Annotated in this window: 16 protein-coding genes; 8 read left to right on the forward strand and 8 right to left on the reverse strand. The window is 73.7% G+C overall.

Going from position 1 to position 14,968, the window contains the following annotated elements; genetic code table 11:
• Nucleotides 1-264 precede the first annotated feature (264 nt).
• Nucleotides 265-1,149 carry a Gfo/Idh/MocA family protein gene (locus ACZ7MF_RS17965; protein WP_471477755.1) on the forward strand — a complete coding sequence of 295 codons (885 nt, stop codon included), beginning with the start codon at nt 265-267 and terminating at the stop codon, nt 1,147-1,149.
• Between the two features lie 8 nt (nt 1,150-1,157).
• Here the strand turns inward: ACZ7MF_RS17965 and ACZ7MF_RS17970 are convergent, their stop codons facing one another.
• Nucleotides 1,158-1,529 carry a hypothetical protein gene (locus tag ACZ7MF_RS17970; protein WP_471477756.1) on the reverse strand — a complete coding sequence of 124 codons (372 nt, stop codon included), beginning with the start codon at nt 1,527-1,529 and terminating at the stop codon, nt 1,158-1,160.
• A 288-nt stretch (nt 1,530-1,817) separates the two neighbouring features.
• On the opposite strand from ACZ7MF_RS17970, the gene ACZ7MF_RS17975 reads away from it, so the two are divergent.
• The 3 genes from ACZ7MF_RS17975 to ACZ7MF_RS17985 all read left to right on the forward strand — a co-directional run bounded on the left by ACZ7MF_RS17975 (nt 1,818) and on the right by ACZ7MF_RS17985 (nt 4,517).
• On the forward strand, nt 1,818-3,020 hold the full coding sequence (locus ACZ7MF_RS17975) for a glycoside hydrolase family 64 protein (RefSeq protein WP_471477757.1): 1,203 nt from the start codon (nt 1,818-1,820) through the stop codon (nt 3,018-3,020).
• A 71-nt stretch (nt 3,021-3,091) separates the two neighbouring features.
• On the forward strand, nt 3,092-4,219 hold the full coding sequence (locus ACZ7MF_RS17980) for a PP2C family protein-serine/threonine phosphatase (RefSeq protein ID WP_471477758.1): 1,128 nt from the start codon (nt 3,092-3,094) through the stop codon (nt 4,217-4,219).
• Between the two features lie 76 nt (nt 4,220-4,295).
• The gene (locus ACZ7MF_RS17985) at nt 4,296-4,517 is read left to right on the forward strand and encodes a hypothetical protein (RefSeq protein ID WP_356856043.1); all 222 of its coding nucleotides are present in this window, start codon (nt 4,296-4,298) and stop codon (nt 4,515-4,517) included.
• Nucleotides 4,518-4,584: 67 nt separating this feature from the next.
• On the opposite strand, the gene ACZ7MF_RS17990 is transcribed toward ACZ7MF_RS17985, so the two are convergent.
• The 4 genes from ACZ7MF_RS17990 to ACZ7MF_RS18005 form a co-directional block, all read right to left on the reverse strand.
• The gene (locus ACZ7MF_RS17990) at nt 4,585-5,061 is read right to left on the reverse strand and encodes a DUF5709 domain-containing protein (protein ID WP_471477759.1); all 477 of its coding nucleotides are present in this window, start codon (nt 5,059-5,061) and stop codon (nt 4,585-4,587) included.
• A 72-nt stretch (nt 5,062-5,133) separates the two neighbouring features.
• Nucleotides 5,134-6,627, reverse strand: coding sequence for a hypothetical protein (locus ACZ7MF_RS17995; RefSeq protein WP_471477760.1), 1,494 nt, complete (start codon nt 6,625-6,627; stop codon nt 5,134-5,136).
• 167 nt (nt 6,628-6,794) lie between these two features.
• The gene (locus tag ACZ7MF_RS18000) at nt 6,795-9,173 is read right to left on the reverse strand and encodes a glycoside hydrolase family 65 protein (RefSeq protein WP_471477761.1); all 2,379 of its coding nucleotides are present in this window, start codon (nt 9,171-9,173) and stop codon (nt 6,795-6,797) included.
• Nucleotides 9,170-9,910 carry a beta-phosphoglucomutase family hydrolase gene (locus ACZ7MF_RS18005; RefSeq protein WP_471477762.1) on the reverse strand — a complete coding sequence of 247 codons (741 nt, stop codon included), beginning with the start codon at nt 9,908-9,910 and terminating at the stop codon, nt 9,170-9,172. Before ACZ7MF_RS18005 ends, ACZ7MF_RS18000 begins: the two co-directional genes overlap by 4 nt.
• 53 nt (nt 9,911-9,963) lie before the next feature.
• Here ACZ7MF_RS18005 and ACZ7MF_RS18010 point away from each other — a divergent pair, with 53 nt between their 5' ends.
• Complete coding sequence (locus tag ACZ7MF_RS18010; protein WP_471477763.1) at nt 9,964-10,653, forward strand: nucleoside/nucleotide kinase family protein; 690 nt, start codon at nt 9,964-9,966, stop codon at nt 10,651-10,653.
• Between the two features lie 5 nt (nt 10,654-10,658).
• Here ACZ7MF_RS18010 and ACZ7MF_RS18015 read toward each other — a convergent pair whose 3' ends face one another.
• Nucleotides 10,659-10,832, reverse strand: coding sequence for a hypothetical protein (locus tag ACZ7MF_RS18015; protein ID WP_166680897.1), 174 nt, complete (start codon nt 10,830-10,832; stop codon nt 10,659-10,661).
• Nucleotides 10,833-11,009: 177 nt separating this feature from the next.
• Between ACZ7MF_RS18015 and ACZ7MF_RS18020 the strand changes: the two genes are divergently transcribed.
• Together ACZ7MF_RS18020 and ACZ7MF_RS18025 are read left to right on the forward strand one after the other, a co-directional pair.
• The gene (locus tag ACZ7MF_RS18020) at nt 11,010-11,927 is read left to right on the forward strand and encodes a MurR/RpiR family transcriptional regulator (protein ID WP_471477764.1); all 918 of its coding nucleotides are present in this window, start codon (nt 11,010-11,012) and stop codon (nt 11,925-11,927) included.
• A 314-nt stretch (nt 11,928-12,241) separates the two neighbouring features.
• Nucleotides 12,242-12,625 carry a hypothetical protein gene (locus ACZ7MF_RS18025; RefSeq protein WP_030872223.1) on the forward strand — a complete coding sequence of 128 codons (384 nt, stop codon included), beginning with the start codon at nt 12,242-12,244 and terminating at the stop codon, nt 12,623-12,625.
• Between the two features lie 45 nt (nt 12,626-12,670).
• Here ACZ7MF_RS18025 and ACZ7MF_RS18030 read toward each other — a convergent pair whose 3' ends face one another.
• Nucleotides 12,671-13,159 (reverse strand): flavin reductase family protein, encoded by a 489-nt coding sequence (locus tag ACZ7MF_RS18030; RefSeq protein ID WP_471477765.1) that lies wholly within the window; start codon nt 13,157-13,159, stop codon nt 12,671-12,673.
• A gap of 32 nt (nt 13,160-13,191) precedes the next feature.
• Nucleotides 13,192-14,025, reverse strand: coding sequence for an ATP-grasp domain-containing protein (locus tag ACZ7MF_RS18035; RefSeq protein WP_471477766.1), 834 nt, complete (start codon nt 14,023-14,025; stop codon nt 13,192-13,194).
• Between the two features lie 129 nt (nt 14,026-14,154).
• Between ACZ7MF_RS18035 and ACZ7MF_RS18040 the strand changes: the two genes are divergently transcribed.
• A complete protein-coding gene (locus tag ACZ7MF_RS18040; RefSeq protein WP_471477767.1) occupies nt 14,155-14,889 on the forward strand; it encodes a TetR family transcriptional regulator in 735 nt (244 codons plus the stop codon).
• The last annotated feature ends 79 nt before the right edge of the window (nt 14,890-14,968 follow it).

The following is a 14,968-nucleotide window of genomic DNA, read 5'->3' on the forward strand; positions in this document are numbered from 1 at the left end:
GGTCCGGGGGAAGAAAAACCCCCCCGGCACGTGCCCGACAAAAAAATCCGGAAAGCCGGCCCCCGCGCGGCCTCCCCCCCTTTCCCGCCGCTGCTCCGCGCGGCGCGGCTCCGCCGTGCCCTCGGCACCCTCGGCGCCCTCGGCACTGTCCGCACACACCGTCGATGTGACACGCTCGGCGTCGGCCGGGCTGCCGCACGCCGGTCGTCATGGAGGATCGTCGGCCGCCCCGTCATCGGGTCGGCACCGTGGAGAGGCGACGGGATGCGCATCGGACTGCTCGGCACCGGCCCCTGGGCGGACATGGCGCACGCCCCCGCCCTGGCCGGGCACGACGACCTGGACTTCGTGGGGGTGTGGGGCCGCCGCCCGGACGCCGCCGAGGAGCTGGCGGAGCGGCACGGCACCCGGGCCTACGCCGACGTCGACGCCCTGCTGGCCGACGTGGAGGCCGTGGCCGTCGCGCTGCCCCCGGCCGTACAGGCCGGCCTGGCGGTGCGGGCGGCGCGGGCCGGGTGCCATCTGCTGCTCGACAAGCCCCTCGCGGCCACGGTGGCGCAGGGGCGGGCGGTGGTGGAGGCGGTGCGGGCGGCGGACGTCGCCTCGGTGGTCTTCTTCACCACCCGCTTCCAGCCCGAGACCGAGGCGTGGATCACCGAACAGGCGGCCGGGGACGGCTGGTTCACGGCACGGGCACAGTGGCTGGGCGCCGTGTTCAGCGGCGGGGACAGTCCGTTCGCCGACTCGCCGTGGCGGCGCGAGAAGGGCGCCCTGTGGGACGTGGGGCCGCACGCCCTGTCCGTGCTGCTGCCGGTGCTCGGTGACGCGCGGCGCGTGGCGGCGGCCGCCCCGGGTCCCGGCGACACCGTCCATCTGGTCCTCGACCACACGGGCGGGGCGTCCAGCACGCTCACGCTCAGCCTCACGGCGCCGCCGGCCGCGGCGGGCGCCGCGGTGGAGCTGCGCGGCCGGGCCGGGGTGACGCTGCTCCCGGAGACCACGGAGGGTCCGGTGCCGGCTCTGCGGCGGGCCGCGGACGCGCTGCTCGCCGCCGCCGGTGGCGGGCGCCCGCATCCGTGCGACGCCGCGTTCGGACTGCGGGTCACCGAGATCCTCGCCGAGGCCGAGGGCCTGCTGACCGGCCGGTAACGAGCCCGTCAGCCCTCGGTCCGCCCCGGCCCGAGGGGTTCGTCGCTCCACCGGAACCAGGCCCGGTCGCCCTTGATGTGCAGCAGGAACTCGGCGACCGGTCCGTCGGGCGACACCAGCCGCACCCGCCGTTCGATCTCGTCGTAGACCGCCTCCCACCGCGTCCGGTGCTCCGCGTCGTCCGCTTCCGCGAGGGCGAGTTCGCGGGCGAACAGATCGCGGACGGCACCGTAGGCCGGACCCGCGCGGAACCGGCCCGACAGCCAGGGGAAGTCGGCCTCGTCGATCCGGATCTCGCCGATGTCGCCGGACTCCGCGTCGGCCGCCCGGCCCGCGTCCGGCGTCCGGCGCACGTGCCAGACCTCGCCCTCGAATCCCATGCCGCCTCCGCCGCACCCGCGTCGCCCGTAGCCGTGGGGGCCAGCATGTCATCCGGCACCGGCGACCGGCCGTCATCGCCCCGCGCCGCCGGTCGGCTGATTAAGCGCGCCTTAAACACCGGTTAAGCGTTCCCCGCTCCACGTCACACACCCCAAGTCCCAGCTGGGACAACGGGTTTGGACCAGGCTGCGGACGGTTGGCCGGGCCTGCCGTGCTGCGTACCATCGCCGCACCGCGTGAGAGCGCTCTCAGGCTCTGTCAGGCCCCGATCACTGGAGACCCCCCACATGACTCCTCGTCACCAGCGTCCGCTCGCCCGCCGCAAGCTGCTCGTCGCCCTCGGCGGGGCGGTCGTGGCCGCACCGGTCGCCGCCGCCGTCGCCCCGCACGCCCTCGCGGGCGTCGGCTCGGACGACTCGGCCCCCGAGGCCTCCGGCGCCCTGCCGCTGACGATCGCCAACGACACCGGCTCCTTCGGCAACGCCGACGTGCACGTCTACATCGTCGGCAACGTGGACGGCCGCCAGGTGCGGGTCACCCCGGACGGCACCGTCGCCCCCGTGGCCCTGTCCGACAACGGCGCCGACGGCTACACCGACTACGCGATCGGCCTCGCCGGCAGCGGCGAGACCAAGCTGAACCTCCCCCACCTCTCCGGCCGGATCTACGTGTCCCTGGGCGAGAAACTGAAGTTCAAGGTCGTCGCGGACGGCGCGGGGAACGCCGCGCTGCAGTACCCGGCGGGCTGGGTCGAGTCCGATCCCAACTACGGGGTGCTGCACGACTGCGCGGAGTTCACGTACAACGCCGCCGGGATGTTCTGCAACACCACCATGGTCGACATGTTCAGCGTGCCGCTCGCCATCCGGCTGACCGGCGCCGACGACCAGACCACCGGCACCGTACGTCCGGGTGGCCGGGCAGCCGTGTTCGAGGCGGTGCGGAAGGTGGAGGAGTTCGCGCCGCTGGTCGTGGACGACACCCGGGTGATCGCCCCCGGCCACGGTCTTGACGCCGGTCTGTTCCCCAAGGACTACCTCGCCCCGTACATCGACGAGGTGTGGAGCACCTACACCGGCAAGGACCTGAGGATCACCACCAACGCCGGGACCTTCACCGGCCGGGTGCGCGGGGACCGGCTGACCTTCGACGGGCCCGCCCAGGTGTCCTTCGCCAAGCCGTCCACCCGGGACGTGCTCTTCTGCGACGGCAACCTGGCCGCCCCCAACGACGGCACGACCGGTCCCGTCGCCGCCGTCCTCGGTGCCGGCTTCAACCGCTCCACGCTCATCTCCTCGGCCGACCAGCCCACGACCGACCCGGCGACGTTCTACGGCACCGCGCTGACCAACCACTACGCGAAGGCGGTGCACGCGGCCACCGAGGACGGCCGGGCGTACGGCTTCGCCTTCGACGACGTGGCCGACTTCGCCTCCTACATCCAGGACACGGCCCCCACCGGCCTCCGGCTGACGCTCGGCGCCTTCTAGGACCCGTCCGACCACGTCCGCCCGACGCCTCTCCACGTGCGGGCGGCGCGGCGGCGTAGGAGCGTGGGGGTGTGCGAAAGGTGTCCGCCCCACCGCGCCGGGGCGAGGACCGGCGGAGCTGGCTGAGCGGCGCGCCGCCGCCCCCCTGGGTGCGGGTGCTGCCGCCGGCCCTCGTCGCGGCGATCTGCGCGGCGACGCTGCTCAGCGACGAGCCGCTGGAGATCGGGTTCCTGCTGGGCGCCATCCCGCCGCTGGCCGTGCTGTCCTACGGCCCGCTGGCGACCGCCGTGCTGGGCGGTGTGGTGATCGCGCTGCTGCACATCCCGGCCCTCCAGCTGGACCGGCCGGGCGACGCGGACCTGCTGACCATCGTCTTCGTCGCCGTGCTCAGCGTCTTCGTGTCCTTCGTGCGCAGTCGCCGCGACGCCCAGCTGGGCCTGGAGCGCACGGTCGCCGAGGCCGCGCAGCACGCGGTCGCGCCGCCGCTGCCCGAGCGGGTGGGGGCGGTGCGCTGCACGGGGCTGTACCGGGCGGCGCAGCGCGGGACGCTGGTCGGGGGCGACTTCTTCGACGTGCGGGACGGCCCCTTCGGCGTACGGGCGGTGATGGGTGACGTGCAGGGGCACGGCCTGTCGGCGGTGTCGACCGTCGCCTCGCTGCTGGGTGCCTTCCGGGAGGCGGTGCTCGACCAGCCGGACCTGGCGTCGGTGGCCGGGCGGCTGGACCGCAGGCTGCTGGTGGACTCGGCGGACGCACGGCACGCCGAGCTGTTCGCGACGGCCGCGCTGCTGGAGTTCTCCGCCGACGCGCTCGAGGTGCGGGTCGTCGTGTGCGGCAACCCGCCACCCCTGCTGCTGCGGGGCGCGGACGCCGCGGAGCTGGAGGTCTCGCCGTGGACGCCGCTCGGGCTGGGGCTCGCGGACGCCGGGGCGATCGAGGCGTGCACGGTGTCGCTGCGCCCCGGCGACCGGCTCTTCCTCGCCTCCGACGGGGTGGTCGAGGCCAGGGACGGCAGCGGTGCCTTCTATCCGCTGGCGCAGCGGCTGAGCGGCCTGGCGGGGGAGGAATCCGCCGCCCTCCCCGACCTGGTCTGGGCGGACCTCGCACGCTTCTGCCCGGACGTGCAGGACGACGTGACGATGCTGGTGCTCACTCCGTCGCCCCCGGCGCTCCGGATGCGCGGGCCGATTCCGCATTGAATGGTGTTATCGGGATATTCGGGACCGACAACAGCACGGCACCGAAGCAGCGATCCGGACTCGAGGAGCACTGATCATGTCGACGTCACAGCCCGACGCCTCCCGGCCCTCCGAAGCCCGCGCGGGCGACGACCGCGCCACTCCGGACGACCTGCTCCACGCCCGCACCGGCACCGACGTGTCCCCGGAGGACCTGGTCCTGGCGGCCGGCCGGGACGTCACGCCGCAGAACCTGGAGTGGGCCAGGCGCAAGCTGGCCGACGAGGGCCCCTCGGCCCTCGACAAGCTGCTGCCCTGACCGCCGGGAGCCCGGACGGACGAGGTCGTCCGTCCGGGCTCGCGGCGTTTCGCGGCGTTTCGCGGTCTCAGGACTCCGGCAGCTCCGTCTCGTCCTCCACCACGTGCACGGCGGCCTCCTCGGCGCCCGCGGCTCCGCCGTCGATGCCGACGTCCTCGGCGACGGTCTCCTTGGTGGTGTCGGCGCGTACGCCCTCGTCGGGGGCGACCAGACGGCCCGCACGGTCGCTGCCCGCCTCCGGGTCGACCGGTTCGCCCTCCCCGCCGGGCTCGTCGCCCACGCCGTCGCCGTCGGGCGCGGACACCTCGGGGACCTCTTCGGCCAGCCGTTCGTCGAGGGTCTCGCCGTCATGCTGCTCGGCGGCCGTGGTGCCGTGCTTGGTCACGCCCAGGGGCTTCTCCGGCGGGGAGTAGCCCTCGTCGAGCGTGTCGTCGTAGGTCCGCTCGTCGAGGGCGTCCTGAAGGTCGAGGGGCGCGGCGTCCTCCTGCTCCTCGTTGCCGCCGGTGGGCTGGTAGGCGTCGTCGGCCATGGGGTCCGTGCCCATCGCTGCCTCCCTCTCGCGCTCGCGTCGGCTCGTGCTCCCGTTGTCCGGTTCGCGTTTCCCGATACGCGATCTCTAACCCGGGGGTGCGACGCGGATCTCCAGGTCGGTGATGCGGTGCGGGGTCCAGTCGCCGGCGTATCCGGGCGGGGTGCCGCCGGGTCCGGTGATCGCGGCGACCGGGATCCGCCGGGCGGTGTCCACGATCTCGGCGGCGGTGGTGTTCCCGTTGTTGCCGCTGGTGGAGCCGGAGGAGCAGCCCGTGTAGTAGCCGACCGGGATGGACTCGTGCCCGGTGAGCAGGCAGGGCGGCCGGACCCCGAGCCGGTGCAGTTCGTCGGCCACGCGGGCCCAGTCCTCGCGGCTCTCGACGTTGCGGTCCACGGTGCCCACGAGCACCGAGAACTGGACCGCCAGGTGACCGGCGACCACGAGCGCGACCAGCGTCGCGGCCACCGGCCGCCACCGGTCGCGACCGGCCCTGACCAGGCGCCACAGCGCGTCGGCGACCGGTACGGCCAGCAGGGCGTAGGCGGGCTGAAGGAAGCGGGGTGCCGCGTAACCGATCATGAACAGGTACGGCACCGCGGCCGTCACGGCGCAGGCGAAGGGGACCAGGGTCGCGGTGGCGCGGCGGGCCCGGACCGCGAAGGCCACGCCGAGGACGGCGACGAGCGGAAGCAGCAGCCACCACAGGGTGACGACCGGGTGCGGCATCGCTCCGGTGCACGGCCGGCACAGTCCCCGGCCGCCCAGGCTGCGCATCTGGTCGTCGACGGCGATGTTCCAGCCGAGGCCCCCCTGGATCTCGGAGGCCCGGGACAGCCGCTCCCCGAGGCCGCCGTACCAGGCGTACGCCTCGATCACCCACTCCACTCCCCCGGCCGCCAGGCCGCCCGCCAGGGCGAGCAGCAGCGGCCAGTGGCGGCGTACGAGGACGAGGGCGAGCAGGGGCAGGGTCACCCAGACGGCGTCGGTGGGCCGCATCAGCGCCATCAGCACGGCCCCGGCCGCCACCCCCCACAGCACGCCCCGGCCGGAGCGCCCCCGCCCGGCCGCCAGGGCGCGCAGGGAGCAGCCCACGGTGATCAGGGCGCCGATCGCGACCCAGTAGTTGGGCATGGCCTGCGGACCGTAGAAGAGGGTCACCCACAGGGTGGCGAAGAACGCGCCGGCCGTGGCGAGGACCCGGGCCGGGAAGAGGCCCTTCCAGGCGTGCAGGGCGAGGTACAGGCCCAGTCCGGACAGGAGGGCGAGGTAGACGCGCAGGAGTTCGGTGGACGCCGACCAGGAGGCGACGGGTACCACCAGCAGGGAGACGCCGCGGGAGCGGGGCGCGCTGAAGAAGGCGGCGGGGTGGTGGGTGGTGACCTGGCTGACGTACACGATCTCGTCCCAGCCGAGGCCCATCGTCGGGTGGACGAAGACCAGTTGGGCCAGGGTGAAGACGGCGGCCACCGCCGCGACCGGGGCGGCGCCGCGCAGCCGCCGGGGTGCGCCGGAAGCCCCCGCGTCCTCGCCCCCGCGTACGCGTCTGCCGACGAGGGTTGCGTTCGCGCCGTCGGCCATGGTGCACCCCTCGTCATCCCCGCTCGTCGCGGGGTCGCTCGTCGCTCACCTCCTGCCGTCAGTGGCTGGAGCCCGGAACCCGCGGGAGCGCGGAGTCCCGGAAAACATGGTCAAACTAACCCGCGGGCCACCGATATGCAGGGCGGAACTCGGCCAGTCGCGCGGACTCATCCGTCGCTCGGGACCGGCCGCTCGGTGACGCCCGGGCGGCGGTGCGGGGGCTGTTCGGGCGTGGGCCGCCACTTCGGCGCGGAGATGCCGAGGGTGACGGGCTCGGCCCCGTCCACGTGGACCTCGGACCCGTGGTGATGGATCGTCAGGGGCGGTCCGGCCAACAGCGAGTACGACGCCCGGTCGGGACCGATCTCCACCTGAAGGCACCGGCCGCGGAACTGGAGCCGGAAGGCGAGGCGGCTGAACTTCTCGGGCAGCCGTGGGGTGAAGCGCAGGCTGTCGCCGTCCCGGCGGGTGCCGCCGAATCCGGCGACCAGCGCCATCCACGTACCGGCCAGCGAGGCGATGTGCAGCCCGTCGCGGGTGTTGTGCTCCAGGTCCGCGAGGTCCATCAGGGCGGCCTCGGTGGCGTAGTCGTAGGCCAGGCGCAGGTGGCCGGTCTGCGCGGCGACCACGGCCTGGCAGCAGGCGGACAGGGAGGAGTCCCGCACGGTCAGCGGCTCGTAGTAGGCGAAGTTCGCGGCCATCTGGTCCTCGTCGCAGTGGGCGTCGAACCAGCTGCCGCAGGTGTACATGGCGAGCACCAGGTCGGACTGCTTGACGACCTGTTTGCGGTAGACGTCGAAGTACGGGAAGTGCAGCATCAGCGGGTACTGGTCGGCGCCGGTGTTCGCGAAGTCCCAGCGCTGGTGGCGGGTGAAGCCGGCGTGCTGCTCGTGCACGCCGATCTCCTCGTTGTAGGGGATGTGCACGGCCTCGGCGGCGTCCCGCCAGGCGGCGCTCTCCTCCTCGTCGACGCCGAGCCGGGTCGCCTCCTCCGGGTGGCGTTCGGCCGCGTCGGCCGCGGCAAGCAGGTTGGAGCGCGCCATGAGGTTGGTGTACGTGTTGTCGTCGACGACGGCGCTGTACTCGTCCGGGCCGGTGACGCCGTCGATGTGGAAGACGCCGTGGGGGTCGTGGTGGCCCAGCGAGCGCCACAGCCGGGCCGTCTCCACCAGGAGTTCCAGGGCGGTCTCGCGTTCGAAGTCGGTGTCGCCGGTCGCCGCCGTGTAGCGCACCGCGGCGTGCGCGATGTCGGCGGCCACGTGGAAGGCGGCCGTGCCGGCCGGCCAGTACGCGGAGCCCTCCGAGCCGTCGATGGTCCGCCACGGGAAGGCGGCGCCGCGCAGCCCGAGCTGGGTGGCGCGGTCGCGGGCGGCGGGCAGGGTGGCCTGCCGCCAGCGCAGCGCCTCGGCGACCGCCTTGGGCGCGGTGTAGGTGAGCAGGGGCAGCACGAACATCTCGGTGTCCCAGAAGGCATGGCCGTCGTATCCGGAACCGGTCAGTCCCTTGGCCGGAATCGCTCGCTGCTCGGCGCGGGCGCCGGCCTGCAGCACGTGGAACAGCGCGAAGCGGACGGCCTGCTGGATCTCCTCGTCGCCGTGCACCTCGACGTCCGCGCGGGCCCAGAAGTCGTCGAGGTAGTCCCGCTGTTCGGTCACCAGGCCGTCCCAGCCGCCGTGTGCGGCGGCGGCCAGCGCCGCCTCGACCTGGTCGCTCATCGCGGGCCGGGAGCGGGCGCCCGACCAGCCGTGGGCGACGGTCTTCTGCACCCGCAGCCGCTGTCCCGGGTCCAGGACGGAGGTGATGGTCAGGCGGGACACGTCCGTGTTGCTCTCGCTGCTGGTGGTGATCTCCCCGGGGGCGTCGACGACGTGGTCGGCGGCCACGGCGACCCTGAGGCCGCTGCGCCGGGTGCGGTGGACCAGCCGCAGCCGGGAGCCCATGGCGAGGTCCTCCTCCGGTTCCAGCGGGGACTGCAGCGCCTGGGCCGCCCTCGGGTCGCCGTCGGAGGAGGGCAGGCTCTCGTTGGCGACCAGTTCGGACTGGATGACGATCCGGGTGCGGCTGTCGACGGGCTCGACCTCGTACTCCACCGCGGCGATGGCGCGCTGGGTGAGGGAGACCAGGCGGGTGGAGCGCACCCGGACGGTCGTACCGGCCGGGGAAGTCCACTCGCAGGTGCGCTCCAGCACGCCGCGCCTGAGGTCCAGGGTGCGTTCGTGCTTGCCGAGCCGTCCGTAGCGCAGGTCGAAGGGCTCGTCGTCGACCAGCAGCCGCAGCAGCTTGCCGTTGGTGACGTTGATGACGGTCTGGCCCGACTCCGGGTAGCCGTAGCCCGCTTCGGCGTAGGGCAGCGGGTGGAGTTCGTAGACGCCGTTGAGGTAGCTGCCGGGCAGGCCGTGCGGTTCGCCCTCGTCGAGGTTGCCGCGCCAGCCGACGTGGCCGTTGGACAGCGCGAAGACGGACTCGCTCTGTGCGAGGAGGTCGAGGTTGAGGGCGGTCTCGCGCACCCGCCAGGGCTCCACGGTGTACGTCCGGTTGGTGATCACGCGTGGCCTCCCAGCTCGGCGAGGTCCTTGACGACGCGGTCGGCGCCGTGGGCGTACAGGGCGTCCGTCTGGCCGACGCGGTCGACGCCGACGACGTAGCCGAAGTGTCCGGAGCGGCCCGCGTCCATGCCGGCCAGCGCGTCCTCGAAGACGGCGGCACGGGAGGCCTCGACGCCGAGGTCGCGGGCGGCGGCGAGGAAGGTGTCGGGGTGTGGTTTGCCGGGCAGTTTCCGTTCCCTGGCCACCACGCCGTCGATCCGTACGTCGAACAGCCGCTCGGCGTCGATGGAGTGCAGTACGTCCCGGGTGTTGGCGCTGGAGGAGACGATCGCGGTGGCGAGGCCCGCGGCGCGGACCGCGTCGATGTAGCGCAGTGTGCCCTCGTAGGGTTCCACGCCGTCGGTGCGGATCTTCTCCAGGAGGAGTTCGTTCTTGCGGTTGCCGACGCCGTTGACGGTCCGCGCGTCCGGAGGGTCCTCCGGGGTGCCCTCGGGCAGTTCGATGCCACGGGAGGCGAGGAAGGAGCGGACGCCGTCGGCGCGGGGGCGGCCGTCGACGTACTGGTCGTAGTCGGAGTCGGTGAACGGCCGGTAGTCCGCGCCGTCCCGCTCGCGCAGGAAGGCGTCGAAGGTCGCCTTCCAGGCGGCGGCGTGCACCACCGCCGTCCTGGTGACGACCCCGTCGAGGTCGAAGAGGCAGGCCTGGATGTCGTCGGGAAGTCCGAGCTGCGTCGTCATACCCCCACAGTTCCCCGCCGGGACGGGTCCGATCAGGTGACACACTGTGCGGTGTGCCGCTGACTTTCGACGATCTGCTCGCCCGCGCCCGCCGGCTGCCCCGGGACGGGCGGCGCGCGATCCTCGGTGTCGCGGGCAGCCCCGGCGCCGGGAAGTCGACGCTCGCCGGGCATCTGGTGCGGGCGCTGAACGGCGACGGCGAGCCGTGGGTGGCGCACGTGCCGATGGACGGCTTCCACCTCGCCGACGCCGAACTGGACCGGCTGGGCCGCCGGGACCGCAAGGGGGCGCCGGACACCTTCGACGCGGCCGGGTACGCGGCGCTGCTGGACCGGCTGCGCGCGGAGCCGGACGGCGAGACCGTGTACGCGCCGGGCTTCGAGCGGGTGCTGGAGCAGCCCGTCGCCGGGGCCGTACCGGTACCGCCTTCCGCCCGGCTGGTCGTGACGGAGGGCAACTACCTGCTGCTGGAGACCGGGGCCTGGGCGCGGGTGCGGGCCGGGCTCGACGAGGTGTGGTTCTGCGCGCTGGAGGAGAGTGAGCGCGTGCGGCGGCTCGTGGCGCGGCACGAGCGCTTCGGCAAGTCCCCCGCTCAGGCGGCCGCGTGGGCGCTCGGCCCCGATCAGCGCAACGCCGGCCTGGTCGCCGCCACCCGGCACCGGGCCGACCTGGTGGTACCGGAAGGCGTGGTCACGGGCCCGCCGCCGGGCGCACGGGGACCCGCGCCCTCAACGCCTGCGTGACCCGGTCACTCCTCGTCGAAGTCGTCGGGGCGGACGTGCGCCTCCTCGAGGGCCTCGCGCAGGGTCCGGCCGGTACCGCCCGGCGGGCGGGGCCCGTCCTCCTCGCGCTCTCGCCGGCGCCGGCCGAGCACGTCGTCGGTGGTGTCGGTCTTCGGCCGGTTCTCTTCCGGGACGGTCATGACGTCGGCTCCTCGTGCGTGTCTGCGGGTCCTTCCGTGACGGCGGGTTCCCGTGCGAGGCGGTGCTATCCCCGACGGCCCGGCCCCGTCACCGGGCCGGGCGGTCCGGTCGTCGGGCCGCGGGGGTGGGCTATGTTGACCTCCGTGGGAGACATGGGAGACGAAGGAGGCGCACCCGTGCCATCGCCGCAGCAGGCACGTGCGCAGGCGTCGGCGATCACCTCGGGACGTGCGGCCCCCGAGTCGGAGATCGCCCCCACCTCCCGGCTCAGGACGCTCTTCGACCGGCCCCGCCTCTCCCCGGGACAGCGCCGCATCGCGCAGTACCTCATCGAGCACCTCACCGAGGCGGCGTTCCTGTCGATCACCGACCTGGCCGACCGGGTGGGCGTGAGCCAGCCGTCCGTGACGCGGTTCGCCTCGGCGGTCGGTTTCAGCGGTTACCCGGCGTTGCGGGAGCAACTCCAGGCGATCGCGCTGGGCGGCCGGGGCGGGTCCGCGGCCGAGGAGTACCGGGGCAACGAACTGCAGGCGGCCGTGGACGCCGAGATCGAGAACCTGGAGAACCTGCGGCGGGACTTCGCCGACGCGGACCGGGTGATCGACGTCGGCCGCAAGCTGGCCGCCTCGGCGCCGCTGACCGTCCTCGGGCTGCGCATCTCCGTCTCGCTCGCCGAGTACTTCGGCTACGCGGCCCGCCGGGTCCATCCCGACGTGCGCGTGGTGACCCGGGGCGGCACCGTCGCCTACGACGCCCTGCTCCAGTCCCGGGAGGCGGGCGGCACCTGGGTGCTGGCCTTCTCCATGCCCCGGCACGCCCACGAGACCCTGGGCGCCGTCCGCGTGGCACGCGGTGCCGGGCTGAAGGTGGCACTCATCACCGACCTGGCGCTCGGCCCCGTCGTGGACGAGGCCGACGTCACCTTCGCCACCGGCACGGGGTCCCGCCTGGTCTTCGACTCCTACGCCGCGCCGGGCGTGATGTGCGCGGCGCTGCTCCAGGCCATGACCGACGCCGACCCGGAGCGGACGCAGGCCCGGCTGGAGGAGTACGAGCAGGTCGCGGACCAGCACCAGTTCTTCCTGCGGGACTGAGCCGGGACGGTCTCGCCCGGCGATTGGTCGGCGCAGACGGGGCCATCCCCGTCAAAGCAGGCATGAATGTTTTCATACGTCTTGCAAAGCGGTTGGCATATATAAATACTGCTCACGGATCGCGACCCGGCCGCCCCGGAGCGCGTCCGCACCTGCCGCGAACACCTCGGCCGCCGACTCCTACCCGCTCCGGCGCACCGGGTGTTCCGGTCGGGCATCGCCTGCGCGAGCGCCCGCGGCGGTCCCGGTCGTCCCCTGGACCGGGACCGCCCCCATCCGTCGCCCACCCCGTCGACGCCGCACACCCGGAAGCGATGATCATGCCCCTGACGACCACGCGCATCAGCCCGGACTGGCCCTGCCAGGTCAAGACCCCCGGCAGCTACGACTGGGAACGCTCGGCCACCAGGTGGCTGCGCGAGCTGGTCCCGGCGCGCTACGCCGGCTATCCGGCCCTGATCCGGCACCCGGTGCTGCTCGCCCGCCATGCGCAGATCCAGGTCCAGCACGAGATCCGGGTGGCCCGCACCGCGCTGCAGACCGCCCGGGCGGACCTGCCGCGGCTCGGCCTGCACGAGGCGGCCATCGAGCACACCATCAAGCTGTACGCGGCGGAGGTCCTCCAGTTGCAGCACATCGCGCGCAGCGTGCGGGCCGTCACCGAGGCGCTGGCCGAGCGGGGCGCCGCCGGACGCTGAACGGACACCGGACGGGCACCCGCCGACGCTGACGGCGGGGGCGCGTCAGTCCACCGGATGCCCGGGCCGGACGGTGCGCGTGTCCGCGAGCCGCAGCAGCGGTCCGGCGGCCCCCTCGCGCGCGCCCCACTCGACCGGCTCGAGGACGAATCCGACGTGGTCGCCCCCCGACGTCCGCTCCAGGACCCGCCCGACGAACCACGCCTCGGCGTCCTCCAGCACGGCGGCCCCTCCGTACCCCTCGCGCCAGCGCACCCGGCCGAACTTGTCGACGTCGTCGCCGGTCAGCCCGCCGAACAGTTCGGCCGTCGCGCGCTGGTCGCGGGCCAGCAGATGGACCGCCAGGACGTCGGCGGACCGCGCGACGCGGAAGGTCCGGTTGACGTCCGAGATCCACACGACGAACCGCACGGGCTTCAGCGAGCACTGCGAGGAGAAGGCGACCAGGCAGCCGGCCCGTTCGCCGTCCGCGGCGGCCGTGACGACGCACATGTCCGGGTCGAGCCGGTCCAGGAACACGTCCATGGCGGCCATGCTAGATGCTGCCGTCCGGGCAGCGGGGCGGCTCAGCCGGCGAGCAGGCGCCGCAGGGCCGTGCGCAGGGCGGTGACGAACGCGTCGCGGGCCGGTTCGTCGAGGGCGTCCAGGGACAGGTAGGGGTTGAGGTCCTCCAGCTCGACCAGCAGCAGCTCCCCGCCGGGCGCACGGCAGGCGTCGACGCGCTGGATGCCGTGGTCGACGGCGTTCCACTCGATGAACCGCCGCGCGAAGTCGAGGTCGGCCACGGTGGCGTCGTACGGCTCCAGCTGCCAGCGGCGGTCGGGGTGCGGCGCGTGCAGGGCGTACTGGTAGTCGTGGTCGACGAAGTAGAAGGAGACCTCGTAGGCGAAGTCGACCCGCGGCTGGACGAGGAGGTCCCCGGCGCCGTCCAGCGCCTCGGCCACCCGCCCCGCGGGGACGATCCCGAGCCCCGCCGAGTCCGCGCCGAGCCTCGGCTTGACGACGTACTCGTCCGCGACGGGCAGCCGGTGCAGGTCCTCGGCACGGTCCACGGTGGGGATAACGGGGTACCCCGCAGCGGTGAGGTCGAGCAGGTACTGCTTGCCGACCATGTCCGCCCGGCCGGTGAGCTGGTTGTAGACGCGCGTCCCGCGCTCGGTGGCGCGCTCGCGGAACGCCGCGTGGGCGGCCTCGTACCCCTGTACGGGACCGCTGTTGCGGACGACGACGGCGTCGAAGGCGTCCAGCAGCGCGGCGGCATCCCGCGGATGGCACAGGGCCAGGTCGAACTCCTCGCGCAGCCGCGAGGTCAGGTAGATGTCCTCGTCGCAGTAGCGCCGCCCGCGCGCCTCGTAGGCCAGGTCGGTGACGTACAGGATGCGGGAGCGGGTGAACGGCATGCGGGACTCCTCCGGGGTGATCGGAAGTGATCGTATGCGACCACGTCGGCGGGGCTGCGGGTGCACTCAGTTCCCTCCGGTGGCTGCACTGAGTGCCATGCGCCTCGGCGGGCTGCTACGTTCCCCTTCATGAGCACCAGCAGTGCGGCGCCCCGCCGCGGGGACGGGACGGACGCGGCGCAGGTCCGGCCGCCGATGCGGGAGGCGCTGGTCGCGGCGGCGTTCCGGCTGTTCCTGGAGCGGGGGTACGAACAGACCACCGTGGACGACATCGTTGCCCTCGCCGGCGTCGGACGGCGCTCCTTCTTCCGGTACTTCCCGTCCAAGGAGGACGTGGTCTTCCCCGACCACGAACGGTGCCTGGCCGACATGCAGGCGTTCCTGGCCCGCTCGCCCGAGGACGCCGACCCGGTGCGGCGGGTCTGCGACGCGGCCCGGCTGGTGCTCGGCATGTACGCCGAGAACCCGGCTTTCTCCGTGCAGCGCTACCGCCTCACCAAGAAGGTTCCCGGGCTGCGCGCCTACGAGTTGTCGGTCGTGTGGCGCTACGAGCGGGCCCTCGCCGAGTACCTGCGCGGGCGGCTGGGCGGACGCCCGGACGGGAGCCTGCGCGCCGACGTGATCGCGGCCGCGGTGGTCGCGGCGCACAACAACGCCCTGCGGTCCTGGCTGCGTTCGGACGGGCGCGACGACGCGGGCGCCGCGGTGGACCACGCACTGGCGTACGCGCAGTCCGCGTTCGGCGACGTTCCGGTGCCGCCCCGCGGCACCTCGCCCGAGGACGTGGTGGTCGTGGCCGCACGTCGCGGGACACCGCTGTGGCAGGTGCTGCGGGAGATCGAGACGGCGCTCGCGCACGACTGACGGCCGGACACGACGGACCCACTCGCTCAGCCATCTCGCTCATCCACCCGCAATCAAGGGTACCGAGTGCCTTTACGCG

It is taken from the genome of Streptomyces sp. NPDC111628 (genome assembly GCF_055635195.1).

Excerpts from the sequence above, each read along its gene's own strand:
- ACZ7MF_RS18040 (WP_471477767.1), top strand. The coding sequence starts at position 14,155 with ATGAGCACCAGCAGTGCGGCGCCCCGCCGCGGGGACGGGACGGACGCG.
- ACZ7MF_RS17990 (WP_471477759.1), bottom strand. The coding sequence starts at position 5,061 with ATGGGCACGGACCCCATGGCCGACGACGCCTACCAGCCCACCGGCGGC.
- ACZ7MF_RS18025 (WP_030872223.1), top strand. The coding sequence starts at position 12,242 with ATGATCATGCCCCTGACGACCACGCGCATCAGCCCGGACTGGCCCTGC.
- ACZ7MF_RS18035 (WP_471477766.1), bottom strand. The coding sequence starts at position 14,025 with ATGCCGTTCACCCGCTCCCGCATCCTGTACGTCACCGACCTGGCCTAC.
- ACZ7MF_RS17970 (WP_471477756.1), bottom strand. The coding sequence starts at position 1,529 with ATGGGATTCGAGGGCGAGGTCTGGCACGTGCGCCGGACGCCGGACGCG.
- ACZ7MF_RS17965 (WP_471477755.1), top strand. The coding sequence starts at position 265 with ATGCGCATCGGACTGCTCGGCACCGGCCCCTGGGCGGACATGGCGCAC.
- ACZ7MF_RS18015 (WP_166680897.1), bottom strand. The coding sequence starts at position 10,832 with ATGACCGTCCCGGAAGAGAACCGGCCGAAGACCGACACCACCGACGAC.
- ACZ7MF_RS17985 (WP_356856043.1), top strand. The coding sequence starts at position 4,296 with ATGTCGACGTCACAGCCCGACGCCTCCCGGCCCTCCGAAGCCCGCGCG.
- ACZ7MF_RS18030 (WP_471477765.1), bottom strand. The coding sequence starts at position 13,159 with ATGGCCGCCATGGACGTGTTCCTGGACCGGCTCGACCCGGACATGTGC.
- ACZ7MF_RS17975 (WP_471477757.1), top strand. The coding sequence starts at position 1,818 with ATGACTCCTCGTCACCAGCGTCCGCTCGCCCGCCGCAAGCTGCTCGTC.
- ACZ7MF_RS18005 (WP_471477762.1), bottom strand. The coding sequence starts at position 9,910 with ATGACGACGCAGCTCGGACTTCCCGACGACATCCAGGCCTGCCTCTTC.
- ACZ7MF_RS17995 (WP_471477760.1), bottom strand. The coding sequence starts at position 6,627 with ATGGCCGACGGCGCGAACGCAACCCTCGTCGGCAGACGCGTACGCGGG.